Raw genomic sequence first — 15817 nt, 5'->3', positions numbered from 1 at the left:
GCGCCCTCGGCGGCTTGCCACCGATGCGCTATGCGATGGCACACTCACCCACCACCTCTACTTTTGAATGACTCGAAAAAAGGAGGACGCTTCACGTCGTGTATCGTCTGCCCTCGTCCGGAAAGGCCGCGCACGCCGCGATGAGTACCTACGCACTGCAGTCTGTTTTCCATCCCGCGCTCATGTCGAGCGAATTGATACGATGGCAGGCCGCGGGCCTATAGCTCAATGGTTAGAGCAGAGGACTCATAATCCTTTGGTTCCAGGTTCGAGTCCTGGTGGGCCCACCATCCTGAGATTGATTTTCAGGGTGAGAGGGAGGCGGTGCGTAGCGGAGCGGCGCATCCTGACGGCGAGCTAGTTTCGTTGAGGCAAGCGGTCCGGTTCAAGACGCTTGAGAGACCGTTTAAACAGTTGAAGCCGGGCGTCTTCCTCGTGGGATTACAGCGCTCATGCATTCGGAAGTCTGACTGTGCGACCTTGATGCCACGAAGACGATGCGTGTGTTTCGCAACATCCTTACACCCGCACCGCTACATTGCTCCGGACCTGAATACGATCCGGTGGGCTTTCGGTGCGACGACGTGATGTTCTGAAGACTGCCATTGCGGCGCCAATGTTGGCGGGCTGGTGGCCTGCATTGGCTGCCGCGGCCCAGGGTGCGACTTCCGCGCCCTTCGACGCCGACACGGTGCTGCAGCTCGCGCGTGCGCTTGCAGCCGGTGCGTATGAGCCCCCTGATACGACCTTGCCGCCGGCGCTCGCCGGTGCGAACTACGACCAGTACCGCGACTTCCGCTACCGCGCTGACAAGGCACTGTGGCGGGACCGGCCGGGTGTGGATTTTCAGGCCCAGTTCTTTCATCGCGGCTTCTTGTTCAAGCCGCGTATCGAGATGCATGTCGTCGAAGAGGAGCAGGCCCGCGAACTGCCGTTCTCGACGGCACTGTTCGACTACAGCCCGAATCCGACGCCCGCACTAGACGACACCACCGGCTTTGCCGGCTTTCGTCTGCACGCACCGTTGAACAGCCGTGAGTACTTCGACGAGCTGTGCGTGTTTCTTGGCGCGAGCTATTTCCGTGCAGTCGGCAAGGGGCTCGCGTATGGGTTGTCGGCGCGCGGACTCTCGCTCGGCAGTGGCGATCCGGCGCCTGAGGAGTTCCCGGTATTCCGTGCGTTCTGGCTGCATAGGCCTGAACCCGGTAGCGCGACGATCACCATCGACGCATTGCTGGACGGCCCGAGCGTATCAGGTGCTTACCGCTTCAGGATCCAACCGGGCGAGGACACCGTGTTCGAGGTGGATGCACGTCTGTTCCCGCGCGTGGATCTTGCCCGCGCGGGCATCGCGCCGCTGACCAGCATGTACCAGTTCGATGCGTCCGATCGCACCGGTATCGACGACTATCGTCCTTCCGTGCACGACTCTGATGGTCTCGGTCTGCTCACGGGCACGGATGAGCAGGTCTGGCGACCGTTGCACAATCCGTCGTCGATCCAGCACAGCGGGTTCCAGGACCGCACGCCTCGCGGGTTCGGCCTGATGCAGCGCAAGCGTGGATTCGGCGACTTCGAGGATGCCGAGGCAGGCTACGAGAGACGGCCCTCGGCGTGGATCGAGCCGCTGGACGACTGGGGCGATGGTGAAGTGCATCTGGTGGAGATTCCGACGGCCGACGAGTACCAGGACAACATCGTCGCGTTCTGGCGGCCAACCGAACCATTGAAGGCCGGCAGCGAGAGCCGGTGGCGCTATCGGCTGCACTGGACGGCCACCAAGCTGTGGAAACCGGAACTCGCGCATGTCGCGGCAACCCGGATCGGCGCCCGTCCCGGCGAGGACCATTCGATCCGTCTGGTCATCATCGATTTCGAGGGGGGCAATGTGAGCGAGGCTCCGCAGATCGAAGTCGCCGCGACCAGCGGTCGGGTCGCCAACCCGGTCGTGCATGCAAGGCCGGGCGGTGGCTGGCGCGTCGGATTCGAGTTCGCGCCGGAAGGACGTACGAGCAGCGAATTGCGCGCGCGTCTGCAGCGCGACGGTAACTCCGTGTCCGAGACCTGGGTCTACCGGTGGAGTGCATGAGCACCGCCGCGCACCCGGCGATGCCGGGCATGGCACCGCTGCAGATGCCGATCCAGTCGCTGCGCGAAGGACGGCTTGCCAGACGGCCCTTGCCCAGCGCACCGGCCGGGATGGTCTGGCGCCGAGCGTTCATCGTAATCACCGCAGCGCTTCTGACGATCCTGGCGACCTACCAGATCTGGTGGCTGTTGCGCATCGGCGGGATCGACCTGCTTGAGGGCTTGCTGCTCGCGGTTTTCGTGCCGCTGTTTGCGTGGATCGTGCAGTCGTTCGCGAGCTCGCTCGCAGGCTTCGTGCTCGTGCTGATGAAGCGACCGGCGCGGCTCGGCATCGATCCGCAGGCACCTTTGCCCACGCTCACCGTGCGCACCGCGTTGTTGATGCCGACCTACAACGAGGACCCCGAGCGACTGCTCGCCGGATTGCAGGCGATCATCGAATCGCTGCAGGCAACCGGGCGCGGCGATCACTTTGACCTGTTCGTACTCAGCGATACGCGCGATGCGGATATCCAGCAGCGCGAGCTGATCGCGTTCGAACGTTTGCGCGCGGCGGTGCCGCAGGCGCGTCTCTACTACCGCCTGCGCGAAGACAATCACGAACGCAAGGCCGGCAACATTGCCGATTGGGTGCGTGGCTGGGGCGGCGCGTATCCGCAGTTCCTGATCCTCGACGCCGACAGCCTGATGACCGGTGACACGCTGGTGCGCCTGGCGGCGGCGATGGAAGCGAACGACGATGTCGCGCTGGTGCAAACGCTGCCGGTCATCGTCAATGGCGCCACCGTGTTTGCCCGGATGCAGGAGTTCTCCGGCCGCATGTACGGCCCGGTGATCGCGCACGGCGTGGCGTGGTGGCACGGCGCGGAGAGCAATTACTGGGGGCACAACGCGCTGATCCGCACCGAGGCCTTCGCCGCGCACGGTGGCCTGCCGGAACTGCAGGGCACCACGCCGTTCCGCGGCGCGGTGCTGAGCCACGATTTCGTCGAGGCCGCGTTGCTGCGCCGTGGTGGCTGGGCGCTGCACATGGTGCCGACGCTAGAAGGCAGCTACGAGGAAGGACCGCCGACGCTCACCGACATGCTGGTGCGCGACCGTCGCTGGTGCCAGGGCAATCTGCAACACGGCGCCGTGCTGCCGGCGCGTGGCCTGCATTGGGTCAGTCGTTGGCATCTGTTGATCGGGATCGGCCATTACCTCACCGCGCCTCTGTGGGCGATGCTGGTGCTGATCGGTCTGGCCGTGCCGCTGCAGCATGGTGCGTTTATTGAAGGAATGTCGCCGGCCGGATACTGGATGGCGATCGACGACGGCCGCTTCCTCGGCGTGTTCGTTCTGACGATGGTGATGTTGTTCGCGCCCAAGGTCTTGGGCTATATCGCGACGCTGGCCGATGCACGCATGCGGCGCGGTGCTGGCGGCGCACTGCGTGGCTTCGTCAGTCTGCTGATCGAGAACGTACTCGCCGCATTGATGGCGCCGATCACGATGTACGTGCAGTCGCGGGGCGTGGCGGAAGTGCTGGCAGGTCGTGATTCGGGCTGGGATGCGCAGCGACGCGATGACGGGCGGCAGGCCTGGGGCGACCTGTGGCGCAACTACCGCGGCACGACACTGCTGGGCGTGATCATGGGGGCCGGCGCCTGGATGATGTCGCCGGGCCTCGCGCTTTGGATGTCGCCGATGATCATCGGTCTCGTCGGCTCGATTCCGATCGTGTGGCTGACGTCCTCGCGCCGTGCGGGGCTGGCACTCCGCCGCGCCGGCCTGTTCTCGACGCCCGAGGAGCACTCGCCGCCAGATGTGCTCGTGCGCGCCGCTGCCTTGCGCGCCCAGGCGCATCCGCCCGAACCCGTCACGTCGCCGATGAGGCACGGCTAGTCGCGCGGGACGGAGCGCTTACACTGGCGCTTCCGACCGTTTCCCGACCCCGCATGGATTCCAAGACTCCCGCACTGCTCGAGTGCATTGAACGCGAGACCGGCCCTGCGCCGTCATGGAGCGTGATCTGGCTGCACGGCCTCGGTGCCGATGCGAACGATTTCGTGCCGCTGATTCCGGAGCTCCTGCGCAAGCACTGGCCCGTGATCCGTTTCGTCTTTCCGAATGCACCGGTGCGCGCGGTCACGATCAATAACGGTGTGCGTATGCGCGCCTGGTACGACATCGTCGATTTCGACCTGGTCAACCGCGCGGACGAAACCGGCGTGCTCGAATCAGTCGCGCAGATCGATGCGCTGATCGAGCGCGAGGTTGCGCGTGGCGTTCCGGCCTCGCGTGTGATTCTGGCGGGGTTCTCCCAAGGCGGCGCGGTGACGCTGGCGACAGGGCTGCGGCGCACCGTGCCGCTGGCAGGTCTCGTCGCGTTGTCCACCTATCTGCCTGCGGTGCGCACTGCGTCCGCTGCGCTGGTCGAGGTGGCGACACGCCAGCCGGTGTTCATGGCGCACGGCACCCAGGATCCCGTCGTTCCGCTCGGCGCCGGGGCACAGAGTGCCGCCTGGTTGCGAGAGGCCGGCTTCGAGGTCGCCTGGCAGCAGTACCCGATGCCGCATTCGGTCTGCGCCGAAGAGATCGTCGCCCTCGGCGACTGGTTCGACGCGCGGTTCGCAGCCGGCTGAGCATGACCTCGCCGGCAGTCGACGGCCTCTGGTTGCCGGACCTGTGCCGGCTGCGGCGCCTGCTGACGATGCTGGGTCTCGCCCAGCTCACGGTGCTCGTGGTGCTGCTGGTGCCGAACCCTGCCGCGCTCTGGGACCTGTCCGCATTCGTCTCCGCGAGCGGGTACGCGTTATGGCTCGCACTGTCTGTGTCGGTGTTGTTGTGCGCCTGTCGGCGACCGCTGTCGCGGTTTCCTGTGCGTGTCGGTGCAGTGGTGGCGGTTGCGCTGGCGATGGCGGTCGCGGTGATCGCCTCGGCGATCGTGCATGGCCTGTTCGCCAGCGTCGGCGAGACCGCGTTGCCGGGCTTCGGCCGTTTCGTCGGCGGCAGTGGCGCGGTCGTGGGTCTGCTCACCGGCATCGCGCTGCGCTACTTCTACGTCATCGATCGCTGGCAGGGTCAGGTGGCCGCGCATGCACGCGCCGAGGCGGATGCGTTGCAGGCACGCATCCGCCCGCATTTCCTGCTCAACAGCATGAACATGATCGCCACGTTGCTGCGCCGGGACCCGGTGGTCGCCGAGCGCGCGGTGCTTGACCTGTCCGATCTGTTCCGGGCCGCGCTCGGCGCCGGCGAAGGCACATCGACGCTGTCGGAGGAAGTCTCGCTGGCGGAGCGCTATCTCTCGATCGAGCAACTGCGCCTTGGAGACCGGCTCCGGGTGGACTGGCACAGGCAGGATGACCTGCCCTGGTCGCTGCCGATGCCGCGACTGGTGCTGCAGCCGGTGCTGGAGAATGCGGTGTTGCACGGCATCTCGCGATTGCCAGAAGGTGGCACCATCGACGTGCGCCTGACCATGGCGGCGGACGTGCTCGAGATCGAGGTCGCCAACCCGTCGCTGCCGCCCGATGACGCCCCCGCGCAAGGTGCCGGACATGCCCAGCGCAGCATCGCGCAGCGGCTCGGGTTTGCGTTCGGGCCGCGGGCGCGCATGCGCTACGGGTGGAACGACGGACGCTATGCGTGCACCATCCAGGTGCCGGTGCCGACGGACGGTGCCGCGCCGGTCCCGGGAGGACGCACGCCATGAAGGTCGTGATCGCCGACGACGAACCGCTCGCGCGCGAGCGCTTGCGGGTGCTGCTGGGGCAACTGCCCGGTATCGAGATCGTGGCCGAGGTCGGCGATGGTCGCAGCGCGCTGGAAGCCTGCGCTGCGCACGATCCGGCGCTGGTGTTACTGGATATCGCGATGCCCGGCATCGATGGACTCGAGGTCGCGCGTCATCTGAGCGCGTTCGAGCCCCGACCCGCCATCGTGTTCTGCACCGCCTATGACGCGCACGCACTGAAAGCGTTCGAGGCCGCCGCCGTCGACTATCTGGTCAAGCCGGTCCGGCCGGAGCGGCTGCAGGCAGCGGTCGAGCGCGCGCGTACGTTCACCGCCGGGCGGGAGGTGGCCGCCGACGGGGAAGGGCGCGGCGACAAGCGACGCTCGCATCTGTGCGCGCGCCTGCGTGGCAGCCTGCGGTTGATCCCGGTCGAAGACATCCGCTATCTGCAGGCCGACGAGAAATACGTCGTCGTGCATCACGCGCGCGGCGAGGATCTGGTCGAGGAGTCACTGAAATCGATCGAGGACGAGTTCGGTGACCGATTCGTGCGCATCCACCGCAACTGCCTGGTTGCCCGGCACGAGCTGGTCGAACTGCGGCGCGATCTCGAAGGCCACGTGCACGCCGTGCTGCGTCACGGCGACCGGCCGCTGGAAGTCAGCCGCCGCTGCGTATCGCAGTTGCGCGATACCGTGCGTCAGCTCTGATCACGCAAGCGAGGCCGGCGTCGATCGCCGATAATGCGCGGATGGATCGACTGCGCATCGCCACCCGCAAGAGTCCGCTCGCCCTGTGGCAGAGCGAGCACGTGGCCGCTGCGCTGCGTGCGCGCCATCCCGGCCTGGACGTCGAGCTGATCCCGCTGAGTACGCGCGGCGACGAGGTGCTGGACCGCTCGCTGGCAGCGATCGGCGGCAAGGGCCTGTTCCTCAAGGAGCTCGAAATCGCGATGCAGGCGGGCCACGCCGACTGCGCGGTGCATTCGCTCAAGGACGTGCCGATGGCACTCGAACCGGGCTTCGCACTCCCCGCGATCCTCGCCCGTGCTGATCACGCCGACGGCTTCGTCAGCAACACGTTCGACGGCATCGACGCGCTGCCGGTCGGTGCACGCGTGGGCACCTCCTCGCTGCGTCGCCAGGCGCAACTGCGCGCGAGGCGGCCGGATCTGCAGCTCGTGGATCTGCGCGGCAACGTCAATACGCGCCTGGCCAAGCTCGACGCCGGCGATTACGACGCCATCGTGCTCGCCTGTGCAGGCTTGCAGCGCCTGGGCCTGGAGACGCGCATCCGCGCGCGGCTCGATGCGCCGGACTGGCTGCCGGCACCGGCGCAGGGCGCGATCGCGATCGAATGCCGCGACGATGCGCCTGGGCTGCACACGCTGCTGGCCACGCTCGATGATGCGCCGACGCGGCGCTGCGTCGAGGCCGAGCGCGCGATGAACCGGGCGCTGCACGGCAGCTGCCACGTGCCGGTCGCGGCTTACGCCTGGCTCGATGGCGAACGGCTGCGGCTGGAGGGCCTGGTCGGGTCGGCGCAGGATGGTCGCGCGGTGCGCGCGGGCGGCGAGTCGTCGCATGCCGAGGGCGACGCGCTCGGCGCGCGGGTCGCATCGCTGCTGTTGGAAGCGGGCGCGGGCGCGTTCCTGCCGGGTTGAGCCCCGTTCCGGTGGTGCGTGGAGCGCCCGCTGTCTGATCAGAGGATGGATCTCTGCGTTGCGCCCTGCTGCGGATCCGCCAGCTGACTCAGAATGCGCGACGCAGCTTGACCGACCCTTCGGTGTCGGTACTGCCGCGGCCGCCGTTGCCCAGCGTGTCGTGGCGCAGTTCGAAGTCCGAGCGCAGCGTCCACTGCGGGAACAGCTCATAGTCGAACGCCAGCGTCTGGCGCAGGAAGGTGTTCTCGCGCCCGGTCTCCACCTGCACCTCCTGGGTGAAGGACGCGCGCGAGCCGAGTTCCTGCGACAACTGCACCTGGCCGGTCGCAATCGGTCCCATCGCCGCGGTGCCGAAATCGGTGTAGGGCTCGATCCGCACGCCCGTGCCGAACTCCAGCCGCAACGAGGTCTCCGGGCTGCGGATCGCTTCGAGGCCGTAGCGGGTGTCCCACTTCACGTGATTGCCACCCGAACGCACGAATTCACGGCTCGAGAAGGGCGAGTGCAGCGGCGCCAGACGCCGGTCGGGCAACTTGACCAGGGGCTGGGCGACGGTGCGCGGGCGGACACCCGGCGCCTTCGGCGACCAGATCCGCTGACGCGAGACACCCGCCGTCCACTCCGCGTCCCGGCACGCGAGCCGATAGCACGGACGGCGCAGCGGCACCTGCCGTGACGCCACGGCGACGACGGCAGGCAGTTCCGGCGCAGCCGGAAGCGGTTGTGTGTAGATCGGCAGGCCCGCGATGGCCAGCCACCAGCCAGCAAGCATTTCAGCCATTCATGTAAGCGGTTACAGGTCGATTATGCCGAAACTCGCGTGGCAGTTGCCATCCTGGACGGGCTGCCGTCGAAGTGGGCTTCAGGAAGCGTGACCGGCATCGCGCTGTCGGGCACCGCCTTCGTCGAGAAACAACCGGTGCTCCACCGCGGCGGCACCGAGTAGGGCCCCGGCCGCGAGCAACAGCGGTACCAGGGGTGGCGCCGCGCCGGTCAGTGCTAGCAGCCAGCACAGCGCGGGCACGCCTGCACAGAGCGCCAATACGAGCATGCGCGCGCCGCGGGGCGGTGCCGCTGCGACATCCAGAGGCGCCGTCCGGTCCAACGCATGCCAGTACACCCCCTTGCACAACGCGAGGCAGGCGCCGAGCCCGGTCAGGGTCGCCAGCATCGTGCGGCCGTCGTTTGCAGAGACGAACAGCCGGTCCATCAGCACATACAGCAGGGCGAGACCGGTGCTCATTGCGAACAGCAGATACACCGGCAGCACCAGGGGGTGCTGCCAGGGCACAGGCGCCCCGGCCCCGGCGAAACCGCCGGCGATCGCGGCAACCGCGCCGAATGCTGCCAGCAGCAACAGCAGGCCGAGGGCGACGAGCAGCGGAGCCGGCACCCTTGTGGTACCGGCAACCAGCAGACCCCATAGCAACGCGGCACTCGCCAGCGTGACCGGGACCAATGCTAGGGCGGAGCGGGACGCGGCCGGCGGGGCAGGTCGGGCGAAGCGTCGCGCGATCAGGCCGCCGGCAACAAGGGTCGCTCCCAGCAGCAGGCCTATGAGTTGCAGCTGGTGCAGTGTCGAGGTGGCCTGGGGGCGCAGCTGCAGCAGCGCGGTCGTCATGCCGCTCCACATCAACAGGCCCAGGCCGGCAGCGGTCAGCGGTCAGCGGTACCGCGGCGATCCTCAGCATCTTTCGCATCCCGCAGTCCGGTCAGGGCGTCGCCGAGCAGCGTGCCATGCGGCACGCGCGCTGCACAGTCAGAACGGGAAGAAGCGCGGAATCAGCAGCGTCGCTGTGATCAGGAAGATGATATTGAGCGGCATGCCGATCTTCACGAAATCGCTGAAACGGTAGTTGCCGGCCGTGTAGACCATGGTGTTGGTCTGGTAGCTGATCGGCGTGGCGAAACTGGTCGATGCGGCGAACGCGACCGCGATCAGGAAGGGCTTGGGATCCACGCCCAGCGAATCGGCGGTGGCGATGGCGATCGGGACCAGCAGTACGGCCGAGGCGTTGTTGCTCATGAACTCGGTCAACGTCGACGTCATCAGGTAGATCGCCGCCAGCGTGGCCGTGGGGCCGTAATGACCGACCAGATTGATCAGCTGGTCGGCCGCCAGGACCGCGCCGCCGGTCTTCTGCAGCGCGATGCCGAGCGGAATGATGCCGGCCAGCAGCAGGATCACGCGCCAGTCGATGGCCTCGTAGGCTTCGTCCGGATCCAGCAGGCGCAACACCACCAGGGCGACGCAGCCGAGCAGGGCCGAGGCCACGATCGACATCCAGCCGAGCGCGGCAGCCGCAATCGCCGCGGCCATGACGATCGCAGACAAGGTCGCCTTGGTCGTGTCGACTTTCCGCTGCGCGCGCGAGCCCATCACGATCAGGCCCCGATCGATGCGCAGATCGGCGATCGCCTTCACCGGCGCATCCAGCAGTAGCACGTCGCCGACATGCAGCGGCACCTGGTCGAGCGGCTGGCGGATGCCGAGCTGACGGCGGTGCAGGCCATGCACGCGGGCCCGGTAGGTATGGCCGAAGCGCATGCCGGCCAGCGTGTGGCCGATCAGGTGCGAGCCCGGCGCGACCATGGCTTCGACATGCAGGCGCTCGGCATTGAGATCGCCGTCGAGATCACGCGCCACGTGGTCGAACTTGAGCTTCATGGACTTGCGCGTCGCGTCGATGTCCTGCCACAGGCCACGCAGCAGCAGGCGATCGCCGGCCTCGACCCGCACATCGTCTCCACGCACCGCCGCGCCGTTGCGCAGGATCTCGAGCACGGTCACATCGTTGCTGCCGTCGGGCAGCACCTCGCTGCGTTGGCGACCGATCACCGCAGCGCCCTCGGCCACCAGCAGCTCGGCGACATAGCGGCCGATGTGGTCGGCAGTGGCGCTGCCCGGCACGCCGCGGTCCGGCAGCAGCAGGCGCCCGACCGTCATCAGGTAGACCATGCAGATGCCGACGAACACGATGCCGAGCGGGGCGAATTCGAACAGCGTGAAGCCAACGGCGTCGGCTTCGCGGGCCATCGAGTCGACCAGCAGGTTGGTCGAGGTGCCGATCAAGGTGCACACGCCAGCGGCCTGGGAGATGTAGGACAGCGGGATCAGGAACTTCGAAGGCGCCCAGCGGTTGGCGGTCGTGGCGGCGAGCACCAGCGGCAGGAATACCGCGACGGTCGCGGTATTGTTGACGAACGCGGCCACGCCCGCGACCAGGCTCATCATCACCAGCAGGAACAGCCACTTCCAGCGGATGCGCGCCAGCAGATCGCCGACCGCGATCAGCGCGCCATTGCGCTGCAGCGCGCCGCTGAGCACGAACATCGCCGCGACCATCACCGTCGCCTGGTTGCTGAAGCCCGACAGCGCCTCGGGCAGTGTGACCACGCCCAGCACCAGCAGCGAGACCGCAACCAGCAGCGCCACCACGTCGACGCGCAGCTTTTCGGTCACGAACAGGAACACCGCGCCGGCCATCACCGCCAGCGTCAACCACAGATCCACGCTGTCTCCTTCTTCATCGTGTGGCCGCGCTGCCATCTGCGGCAGTCCGGCAAGAGTGCCAGCGCGGGCGCTCGCGTCGGGTGAGGCGGCGCGCCATCGCCGTGGCGCGTCATGGTACGGAAGCGGATGGGATACTGCGCGTCCCCGATGGCGCAGGCCCCCCAATGACCGCAGACGCAGACGCAGCCGCCCCAGCCCTGGACGATGTCGACGTGCTGGTGATCGGCGGCGGCGCGAGCGGCGCCCTGGTGGCGCTGCATCTGCTGGATCACGATGGTCTGCACGTGGCGCTGGCCGAGCCGCGGCCGGCGCCGGCGCGCGGGGCCGCGTATTCGACGCCGCGCGCCGAGCATGTGCTCAACGTCAACGCCGCGCGCATGAGCGCCTTCGATGCGGCGCCTGACGATTTCGTCGCCTGGCTGCGCACCCAGCCCGAATCCGTCGGCACCGACGCCGCAGCGCTGGCCGCGCAGTTCGCGCCGCGGCGTGTCTACGGTCGCTATCTGCAGGCGCGGCTCGATGCGCATCCGGCGCGTGCGTCATTGGCCCTGCGGTCGGAGGCCGTCGTGGATCTGGAGCGTGATGGCACAGGTTATATCGCGACGTGTGCGTCCGGCGCGCAACTGCACGCGCGCGCCGTGGTCCTGGCAATCGGCAACCAGCCAGCGGCGCTGCCCGGTGGTGGTGCAGTCGCGGGCATCGTCGAGGCCTGGGATTACGAGGCAGTCGCGGCGATCGCGACCGATGCCGACGTCGCCATCGTCGGTGCGGGGCTGAGCATGGTCGACGTGCTGCTGACCCTGCAGGCGAATGGACATCGCGGACGCGTGCTGGCGATCTCGCGCAACGGCCTGATGCCGCTGGCGCATGCGCCGGGCACCGTGCCGCAGCCCGGCGGCGTGGATGCGCTGATGCCGCTCGGCGTACGCGCCCGCATGCGTCTGTTGCGGCAATGGGCGAGGGACGCGGTTGCGCAGGGTCGCCCCTGGCAGGACGCGCTGGAGCGTCTGCGTCCGCACGTGCGCGCGCTGTGGCAGGCGTGGCCCGAGACCGAGCGTCGCCGCTTCCTGCGCTACGCAGTGCGGCAGTGGGACATCCATCGCCATCGCATCGCGCCTGGCGTTGCGGCGGTCGTCGATGACATGCGGGCGTCGGGCCGGTTCTCGTTGCAGGCCGGGCGCCTGTCGCGCATCGAGGCGCGCGATGGTCGTGTGGGCATCGACTGGATGCCGCGAGGCGGCGCGCCGACGGCGACGATCGTCGATGTCGTGGTCAACGCGACCGGCATGGAGAAGCGGCTGGCACGTGCGCCGGGGCCGCTGCTGCCCGCATTGCATGCGCGCGGCCTGGTCGCGCCCGGCCCGCTCGATCTGGGGCTCGCGACGCGCGGCGATGGGGAACTCCTCGACGCGAACGGCGACGTCGTACCCGGACTGTGGACGCTCGGCGCGACGCGCATCGGTGATCTGTGGGAGACCATCGCGATGCCCGAACTGCGCGGGCAGGCAGAACGCGTGGCCGCCGGCGTGCGGCAGGCACGCGCCGTCAGCTGAGCCTTACAGGCAGAACTGCTGCAGGCGACGGATCTCCTCGCGGGTCAACTCCGCATCGCCGCCGGTGCCGAGGTTGCCGATGTTGCGCCGGATCTGCGGACAGGGATCCTGCGTATAGCCGGGTCCGCCGAACAGCTGACCGATGCCCTTTGCGATGTCTGCGGGTGTGATCGGGCCCCGCATCGCGAAGCGGCCGTCCGCAGCGGGTGGCGGCCGATGTTGCAGCGGGTCGTGCGCGAAGTCCGCGGCCGGCGCCTGCTGGCGCGCCCAGTCTCCGGCCTGCTCCAGCAGCGCCGTGGCAGTCGGCAACGGGGCTTGCGCGTTGTCCGGTGGGCTCGCAACGTCCACGGCCTGCAGCGCACTGCGCGGCGTGCGCACGCGCGGCGAAGGTGGCAGCGTGTCGGTGGTGGTGGTGGCGCGTGCGGGTGCCGGGGGCAGCGGGTCTGGCGGGATCGCGGGCGGCGGCCGCTCGATGAAGGTCACCGCCAGCGCGGCGTCGTCGCGCTCGGGCGCTGCATGCCGCAAGCCCATCAGCCACCAGGCGAGGCCTGCGTGCACCAGCACCGTCGCGCCCAGCGCGATGCCGGCGGTCCTGTTCCGCACTCCCTGCGTCATGTCGATCCGGTCGAGCTCCGATGCGGGAGTCTAGGCGGCCGCGGCCGCCGCACGCGTTAATCACCGGTTATCCGTGCGGCGGTCACGCCGTCGCGGCAGACTGGCGCCATAATCGGCCGCATGGACCGATACGAACGCATTCTCTCGCTGCATCGCATCCTCAAGACCTCGCGCTATCCGGTGACGGTGGCCAAACTGCAGGACGAGCTCGAATGCTCGCGGGCAACGGTCTATCGCGATCTGGCCTTTCTCCGCGACGCCTTGATGGCGCCGATCGTCGGCGACGGCGATGCGGGCTTCCGCTACGACACCGACGAGGGCGGCCGTTTCGAGTTGCCGGGCCTGTGGCTCAGTTCCGAGGAACTGCATGCATTGCTTGCGGCGCAGCAGCTGATGTCTCGCAGCAGCGGCGGCGTGTTGTCGAGCGCGCTGGCGCCGCTGCAGTCGCGTATCGAGAAGCTGCTCGATGAACACTCGGCCGGCAAGCAGTGGCCGGTACAGCGCGTGCGGGTGATTCCGCATCGCGGCCGGCGCATGGACGAGCACGCGTTCCGCAACGTCTGTTCGGCGGTACTGCAGCGCAAGCAGCTGTCGTTCGAATATCGCGCGCGTTCGACCGACGAACGCACCCGGCGCACGGTGTCGCCCCAGCGCATCACCCATTACCGCGACAACTGGTATCTCGATGCTTGGGACCAGGACCGTGACGCGCTGCGCAGCTTTTCGGTCGACCGGATCACCAATGCCCGCGTGCTGACCGCCGATGCGCGCGACATCGAGGACGCCGAACTCGACACGCATCTGGCCGGCAGCTACGGCATCTTCTCCGGTCCGCCCAAGGGCATCGCGACGATCCTCTTCAGCGCCAAGGCCGCGCGCTGGGTGGCCGACGAGCACTGGCATTCGCAGCAGCAGGGCCGGTTCCTGCCCGACGGTCGCTTTGAGTTGAAGGTGCCTTACAGCGGGGCCCGCGAGCTGTTGATGGATGTGCTGCATTACGGCGCCGATGCCGAAGTGATCGAGCCGGTCGCCCTGCGCGAACAGGCACGTTCGCTTTTGATGATGGCGCTGCAGAAGTACGAAGGCTGAGACCGCCACGATGACGATGCGTGAGCCTGTCGCACTGGCGCTGGGCGCCGGCGGTGCGCGCGGTCTGGCACAGATCGGCGTCATCGAAGTGCTGGAGGAGCGCGGTTTTCCGATCGTCACGATCTCCGGCGCATCCAGTGGCGCGCTGGTCGGTGGTGTCTATGCGGCCGGGCGCCTGCGCGAGTTCGATGCGCGCATCCGTGCGATGTCGCGGCGCGATTTCATCCGCCTGCTCGATCCGGGTTTCCGTCGTGCGGGCGTGCTCGCCGGCAAGCGGCTTGTCGAGTCGATGCGCGAGGTGGTCGGCGATCCGCTGATCGAGAATCTGCCGATCGAGTTCACCGCGGTCGCGGTCGACCTGCAGCGTCAGCGCGAAGTCTGGATCCAGAACGGTCCGCTGTGGGATGCGCTGCGCGCATCGTTCGCGATCCCCGGCGTGTTCACCCCGCATGTCGTCAACGGGCGGCCGCTGGTCGACGGCGGCCTGCTGGCGCCGTTGCCGATCGCCGCCACGCGGCTGTCGGATGCGACGCGACTGATCGCCGTCGACATGCACGGCTGGCCGACCCAGCCGCCGGGCACCCCGGCGCGGCAAGGCGAAGCGCAGGAGGACACCGATGCCGCGCCGCGCGGTCTGGTCGAGGTGATGTCGCGTTCGCTCGACACCATGCAGGCACAGATCTCGCGTGTGCAGCTGGCGCTCGATCCGCCGGAACTCGTCATCCGCATCCCGCGTGATGTCTGCCAGTTCTACGAATTCTGGCGTGCCGCGGAATTGATCGACATCGGCCGCCACCAGGCGACGCGCGCGCTGGACGAAGCGGGCTACTGAGCGTCGTTTCGCGAGGCGTGTCGTCGGGAAGCGGGCCTTTCCTGCCGGGACGACATACGACGGTCTTGATCGCGTGATGCGGCCTGTCGAGCCCGCGCGGTGATCCGGCTGGGTGGTCCGTCCCCGATGCGGCGTCCAGTCCGCTGATCGTCTGCACCCACCCGAACCGCCCGCATGCAGGGGCGTCAGCGCTTGCCTGGCACGTCGTTGCAGGAGATCGCTGGTCTGCGTCGTCGTCCGGACGTCTCGTGCGGTCGCAGCCTGTGAGATGCCCCCCGCACAGACTGCGGCCATGCCCAGCCGGGCCATCGATCACCGCGTTCACAGGAGCTGCAGATGTCCCGTATCGCCCACGCCTCGCCCGATGTCGATGTCCCCGCCGATGCCGGCCTGCACACGCTGCTGGTCGGTGTGCTGTGTCTCGGCGCGGTCGCGCTGCTGTCGTTCCCCGGTCTGCGGACCGGTGTCACCGCAGTCGGCTGGCCGCCGCTGTGGCTGATCGGCATGCCGGCGGTCGCGTGGCTCACCCTGTTCCTGCGTCGCCTGCCGCGCCGCCGCAAGCTGGCCTCGTCAGCGGTCTTGCGGCGGCGTCGGCCAGGCCTTGCCCAGGCCCGGCGGCGCCCGGCGCCGCGTCGCCGCGGGCGGATTTCGGTCCGCGCGGCTCTGGTCGCGGCCGGCCTGCTGCCGCTGCTGCGCTGATCTACGCCGGCGGCGTGCGGCGCCGCCGGATCGTGACTTTGGTCAT

General features: G+C 68.3%; 14 protein-coding genes and 1 tRNA gene. 11 read left to right on the top strand and 4 right to left on the bottom strand.

Annotated features, from left to right (window positions below):
- Positions 1-214: 214 nt before the first annotated feature.
- From J2W68_RS14945 to hemC, 7 genes are all read left to right on the top strand, one after another.
- Positions 215-290: transfer RNA gene (locus J2W68_RS14945), tRNA-Ile, on the top strand.
- Between the two features lie 326 nt (positions 291-616).
- Positions 617-2089 (top strand): glucan biosynthesis protein, encoded by a 1473-nt coding sequence (locus J2W68_RS14940; RefSeq protein WP_310237280.1) that lies wholly within the window; start codon positions 617-619, stop codon positions 2087-2089.
- The gene (gene mdoH / locus J2W68_RS14935) at positions 2086-3972 is read left to right on the top strand and encodes a glucans biosynthesis glucosyltransferase MdoH (RefSeq protein WP_310237277.1); all 1887 of its coding nucleotides are present in this window, start codon (positions 2086-2088) and stop codon (positions 3970-3972) included. Before J2W68_RS14940 ends, mdoH begins: the two co-directional genes overlap by 4 nt.
- A 53-nt stretch (positions 3973-4025) precedes the next feature.
- Positions 4026-4712: an alpha/beta hydrolase gene (locus J2W68_RS14930; RefSeq protein ID WP_310237275.1), complete on the top strand. Its 687-nt coding sequence runs from the start codon at positions 4026-4028 to the stop codon at positions 4710-4712.
- Between the two features lie 2 nt (positions 4713-4714).
- On the top strand, positions 4715-5785 hold the full coding sequence (locus tag J2W68_RS14925; RefSeq protein ID WP_310237272.1) for a sensor histidine kinase: 1071 nt from the start codon (positions 4715-4717) through the stop codon (positions 5783-5785).
- Complete coding sequence (locus tag J2W68_RS14920) at positions 5782-6516, top strand: LytR/AlgR family response regulator transcription factor (RefSeq protein WP_310237270.1); 735 nt, start codon at positions 5782-5784, stop codon at positions 6514-6516. Before J2W68_RS14925 ends, J2W68_RS14920 begins: the two co-directional genes overlap by 4 nt.
- Before the next feature lie 41 nt (positions 6517-6557).
- Positions 6558-7469, top strand: a complete 912-nt coding sequence (gene hemC, locus J2W68_RS14915) for a hydroxymethylbilane synthase (protein WP_310237267.1) — start codon at positions 6558-6560, stop codon at positions 7467-7469.
- 88 nt (positions 7470-7557) lie between these two features.
- Here hemC and J2W68_RS14910 read toward each other — a convergent pair whose 3' ends face one another.
- From J2W68_RS14910 to J2W68_RS14900, 3 genes are all read right to left on the bottom strand, one after another.
- Entirely contained in the window at positions 7558-8241 is a 684-nt protein-coding gene (locus J2W68_RS14910; protein ID WP_310237264.1) for a DUF481 domain-containing protein, read from the bottom strand.
- 90 nt (positions 8242-8331) lie between these two features.
- The gene (locus J2W68_RS14905) at positions 8332-9090 is read right to left on the bottom strand and encodes a hypothetical protein (protein ID WP_310237261.1); all 759 of its coding nucleotides are present in this window, start codon (positions 9088-9090) and stop codon (positions 8332-8334) included.
- Between the two features lie 138 nt (positions 9091-9228).
- Positions 9229-10983 carry an SLC13 family permease gene (locus J2W68_RS14900; RefSeq protein ID WP_310237258.1) on the bottom strand — a complete coding sequence of 585 codons (1755 nt, stop codon included), beginning with the start codon at positions 10981-10983 and terminating at the stop codon, positions 9229-9231.
- A 164-nt stretch (positions 10984-11147) separates the two neighbouring features.
- Between J2W68_RS14900 and J2W68_RS14895 the strand changes: the two genes are divergently transcribed.
- Positions 11148-12536: an FAD/NAD(P)-binding protein gene (locus J2W68_RS14895; protein WP_310237255.1), complete on the top strand. Its 1389-nt coding sequence runs from the start codon at positions 11148-11150 to the stop codon at positions 12534-12536.
- 3 nt (positions 12537-12539) lie between these two features.
- On the opposite strand, the gene J2W68_RS14890 is transcribed toward J2W68_RS14895, so the two are convergent.
- A complete protein-coding gene (locus J2W68_RS14890; protein ID WP_310237253.1) occupies positions 12540-13151 on the bottom strand; it encodes a hypothetical protein in 612 nt (203 codons plus the stop codon).
- Between the two features lie 120 nt (positions 13152-13271).
- Here J2W68_RS14890 and J2W68_RS14885 point away from each other — a divergent pair, with 120 nt between their 5' ends.
- The 3 genes from J2W68_RS14885 to J2W68_RS14875 all read left to right on the top strand — a co-directional run bounded on the left by J2W68_RS14885 (position 13272) and on the right by J2W68_RS14875 (position 15771).
- Entirely contained in the window at positions 13272-14240 is a 969-nt protein-coding gene (locus tag J2W68_RS14885) for a helix-turn-helix transcriptional regulator (RefSeq protein WP_310151931.1), read from the top strand.
- Between the two features lie 16 nt (positions 14241-14256).
- Complete coding sequence (locus J2W68_RS14880; RefSeq protein ID WP_310237250.1) at positions 14257-15072, top strand: patatin-like phospholipase family protein; 816 nt, start codon at positions 14257-14259, stop codon at positions 15070-15072.
- A 336-nt stretch (positions 15073-15408) separates the two neighbouring features.
- A complete protein-coding gene (locus J2W68_RS14875) occupies positions 15409-15771 on the top strand; it encodes a hypothetical protein (RefSeq protein ID WP_310237247.1) in 363 nt (120 codons plus the stop codon).
- Positions 15772-15817: the final 46 nt, after the last annotated feature.

Origin of the sequence: Luteimonas terrae (assembly GCF_031457535.1) — a bacterium.
GTDB classification, from domain to species: domain Bacteria; phylum Pseudomonadota; class Gammaproteobacteria; order Xanthomonadales; family Xanthomonadaceae; genus Luteimonas; species Luteimonas terrae_A.
This window is presented reverse-complemented; position numbering and strand designations above follow the sequence as displayed.

What these genes read in the sequence shown, in the direction of transcription:
- J2W68_RS14925 (WP_310237272.1), top strand. Translation starts at nt 4,715, where the DNA reads ATGACCTCGCCGGCAGTCGACGGCCTCTGGTTGCCGGACCTGTGCCGG.
- J2W68_RS14940 (WP_310237280.1), top strand. Translation starts at nt 617, where the DNA reads ATGTTGGCGGGCTGGTGGCCTGCATTGGCTGCCGCGGCCCAGGGTGCG.
- J2W68_RS14890 (WP_310237253.1), bottom strand. Translation starts at nt 13,151, where the DNA reads ATGACGCAGGGAGTGCGGAACAGGACCGCCGGCATCGCGCTGGGCGCG.
- J2W68_RS14910 (WP_310237264.1), bottom strand. Translation starts at nt 8,241, where the DNA reads ATGCTTGCTGGCTGGTGGCTGGCCATCGCGGGCCTGCCGATCTACACA.
- hemC (WP_310237267.1), top strand. Translation starts at nt 6,558, where the DNA reads ATGGATCGACTGCGCATCGCCACCCGCAAGAGTCCGCTCGCCCTGTGG.
- J2W68_RS14885 (WP_310151931.1), top strand. Translation starts at nt 13,272, where the DNA reads ATGGACCGATACGAACGCATTCTCTCGCTGCATCGCATCCTCAAGACC.
- J2W68_RS14920 (WP_310237270.1), top strand. Translation starts at nt 5,782, where the DNA reads ATGAAGGTCGTGATCGCCGACGACGAACCGCTCGCGCGCGAGCGCTTG.
- J2W68_RS14880 (WP_310237250.1), top strand. Translation starts at nt 14,257, where the DNA reads ATGCGTGAGCCTGTCGCACTGGCGCTGGGCGCCGGCGGTGCGCGCGGT.
- J2W68_RS14930 (WP_310237275.1), top strand. Translation starts at nt 4,026, where the DNA reads ATGGATTCCAAGACTCCCGCACTGCTCGAGTGCATTGAACGCGAGACC.
- J2W68_RS14895 (WP_310237255.1), top strand. Translation starts at nt 11,148, where the DNA reads ATGACCGCAGACGCAGACGCAGCCGCCCCAGCCCTGGACGATGTCGAC.
- J2W68_RS14905 (WP_310237261.1), bottom strand. Translation starts at nt 9,090, where the DNA reads ATGACGACCGCGCTGCTGCAGCTGCGCCCCCAGGCCACCTCGACACTG.
- mdoH (WP_310237277.1), top strand. Translation starts at nt 2,086, where the DNA reads ATGAGCACCGCCGCGCACCCGGCGATGCCGGGCATGGCACCGCTGCAG.
- J2W68_RS14875 (WP_310237247.1), top strand. Translation starts at nt 15,409, where the DNA reads ATGTCCCGTATCGCCCACGCCTCGCCCGATGTCGATGTCCCCGCCGAT.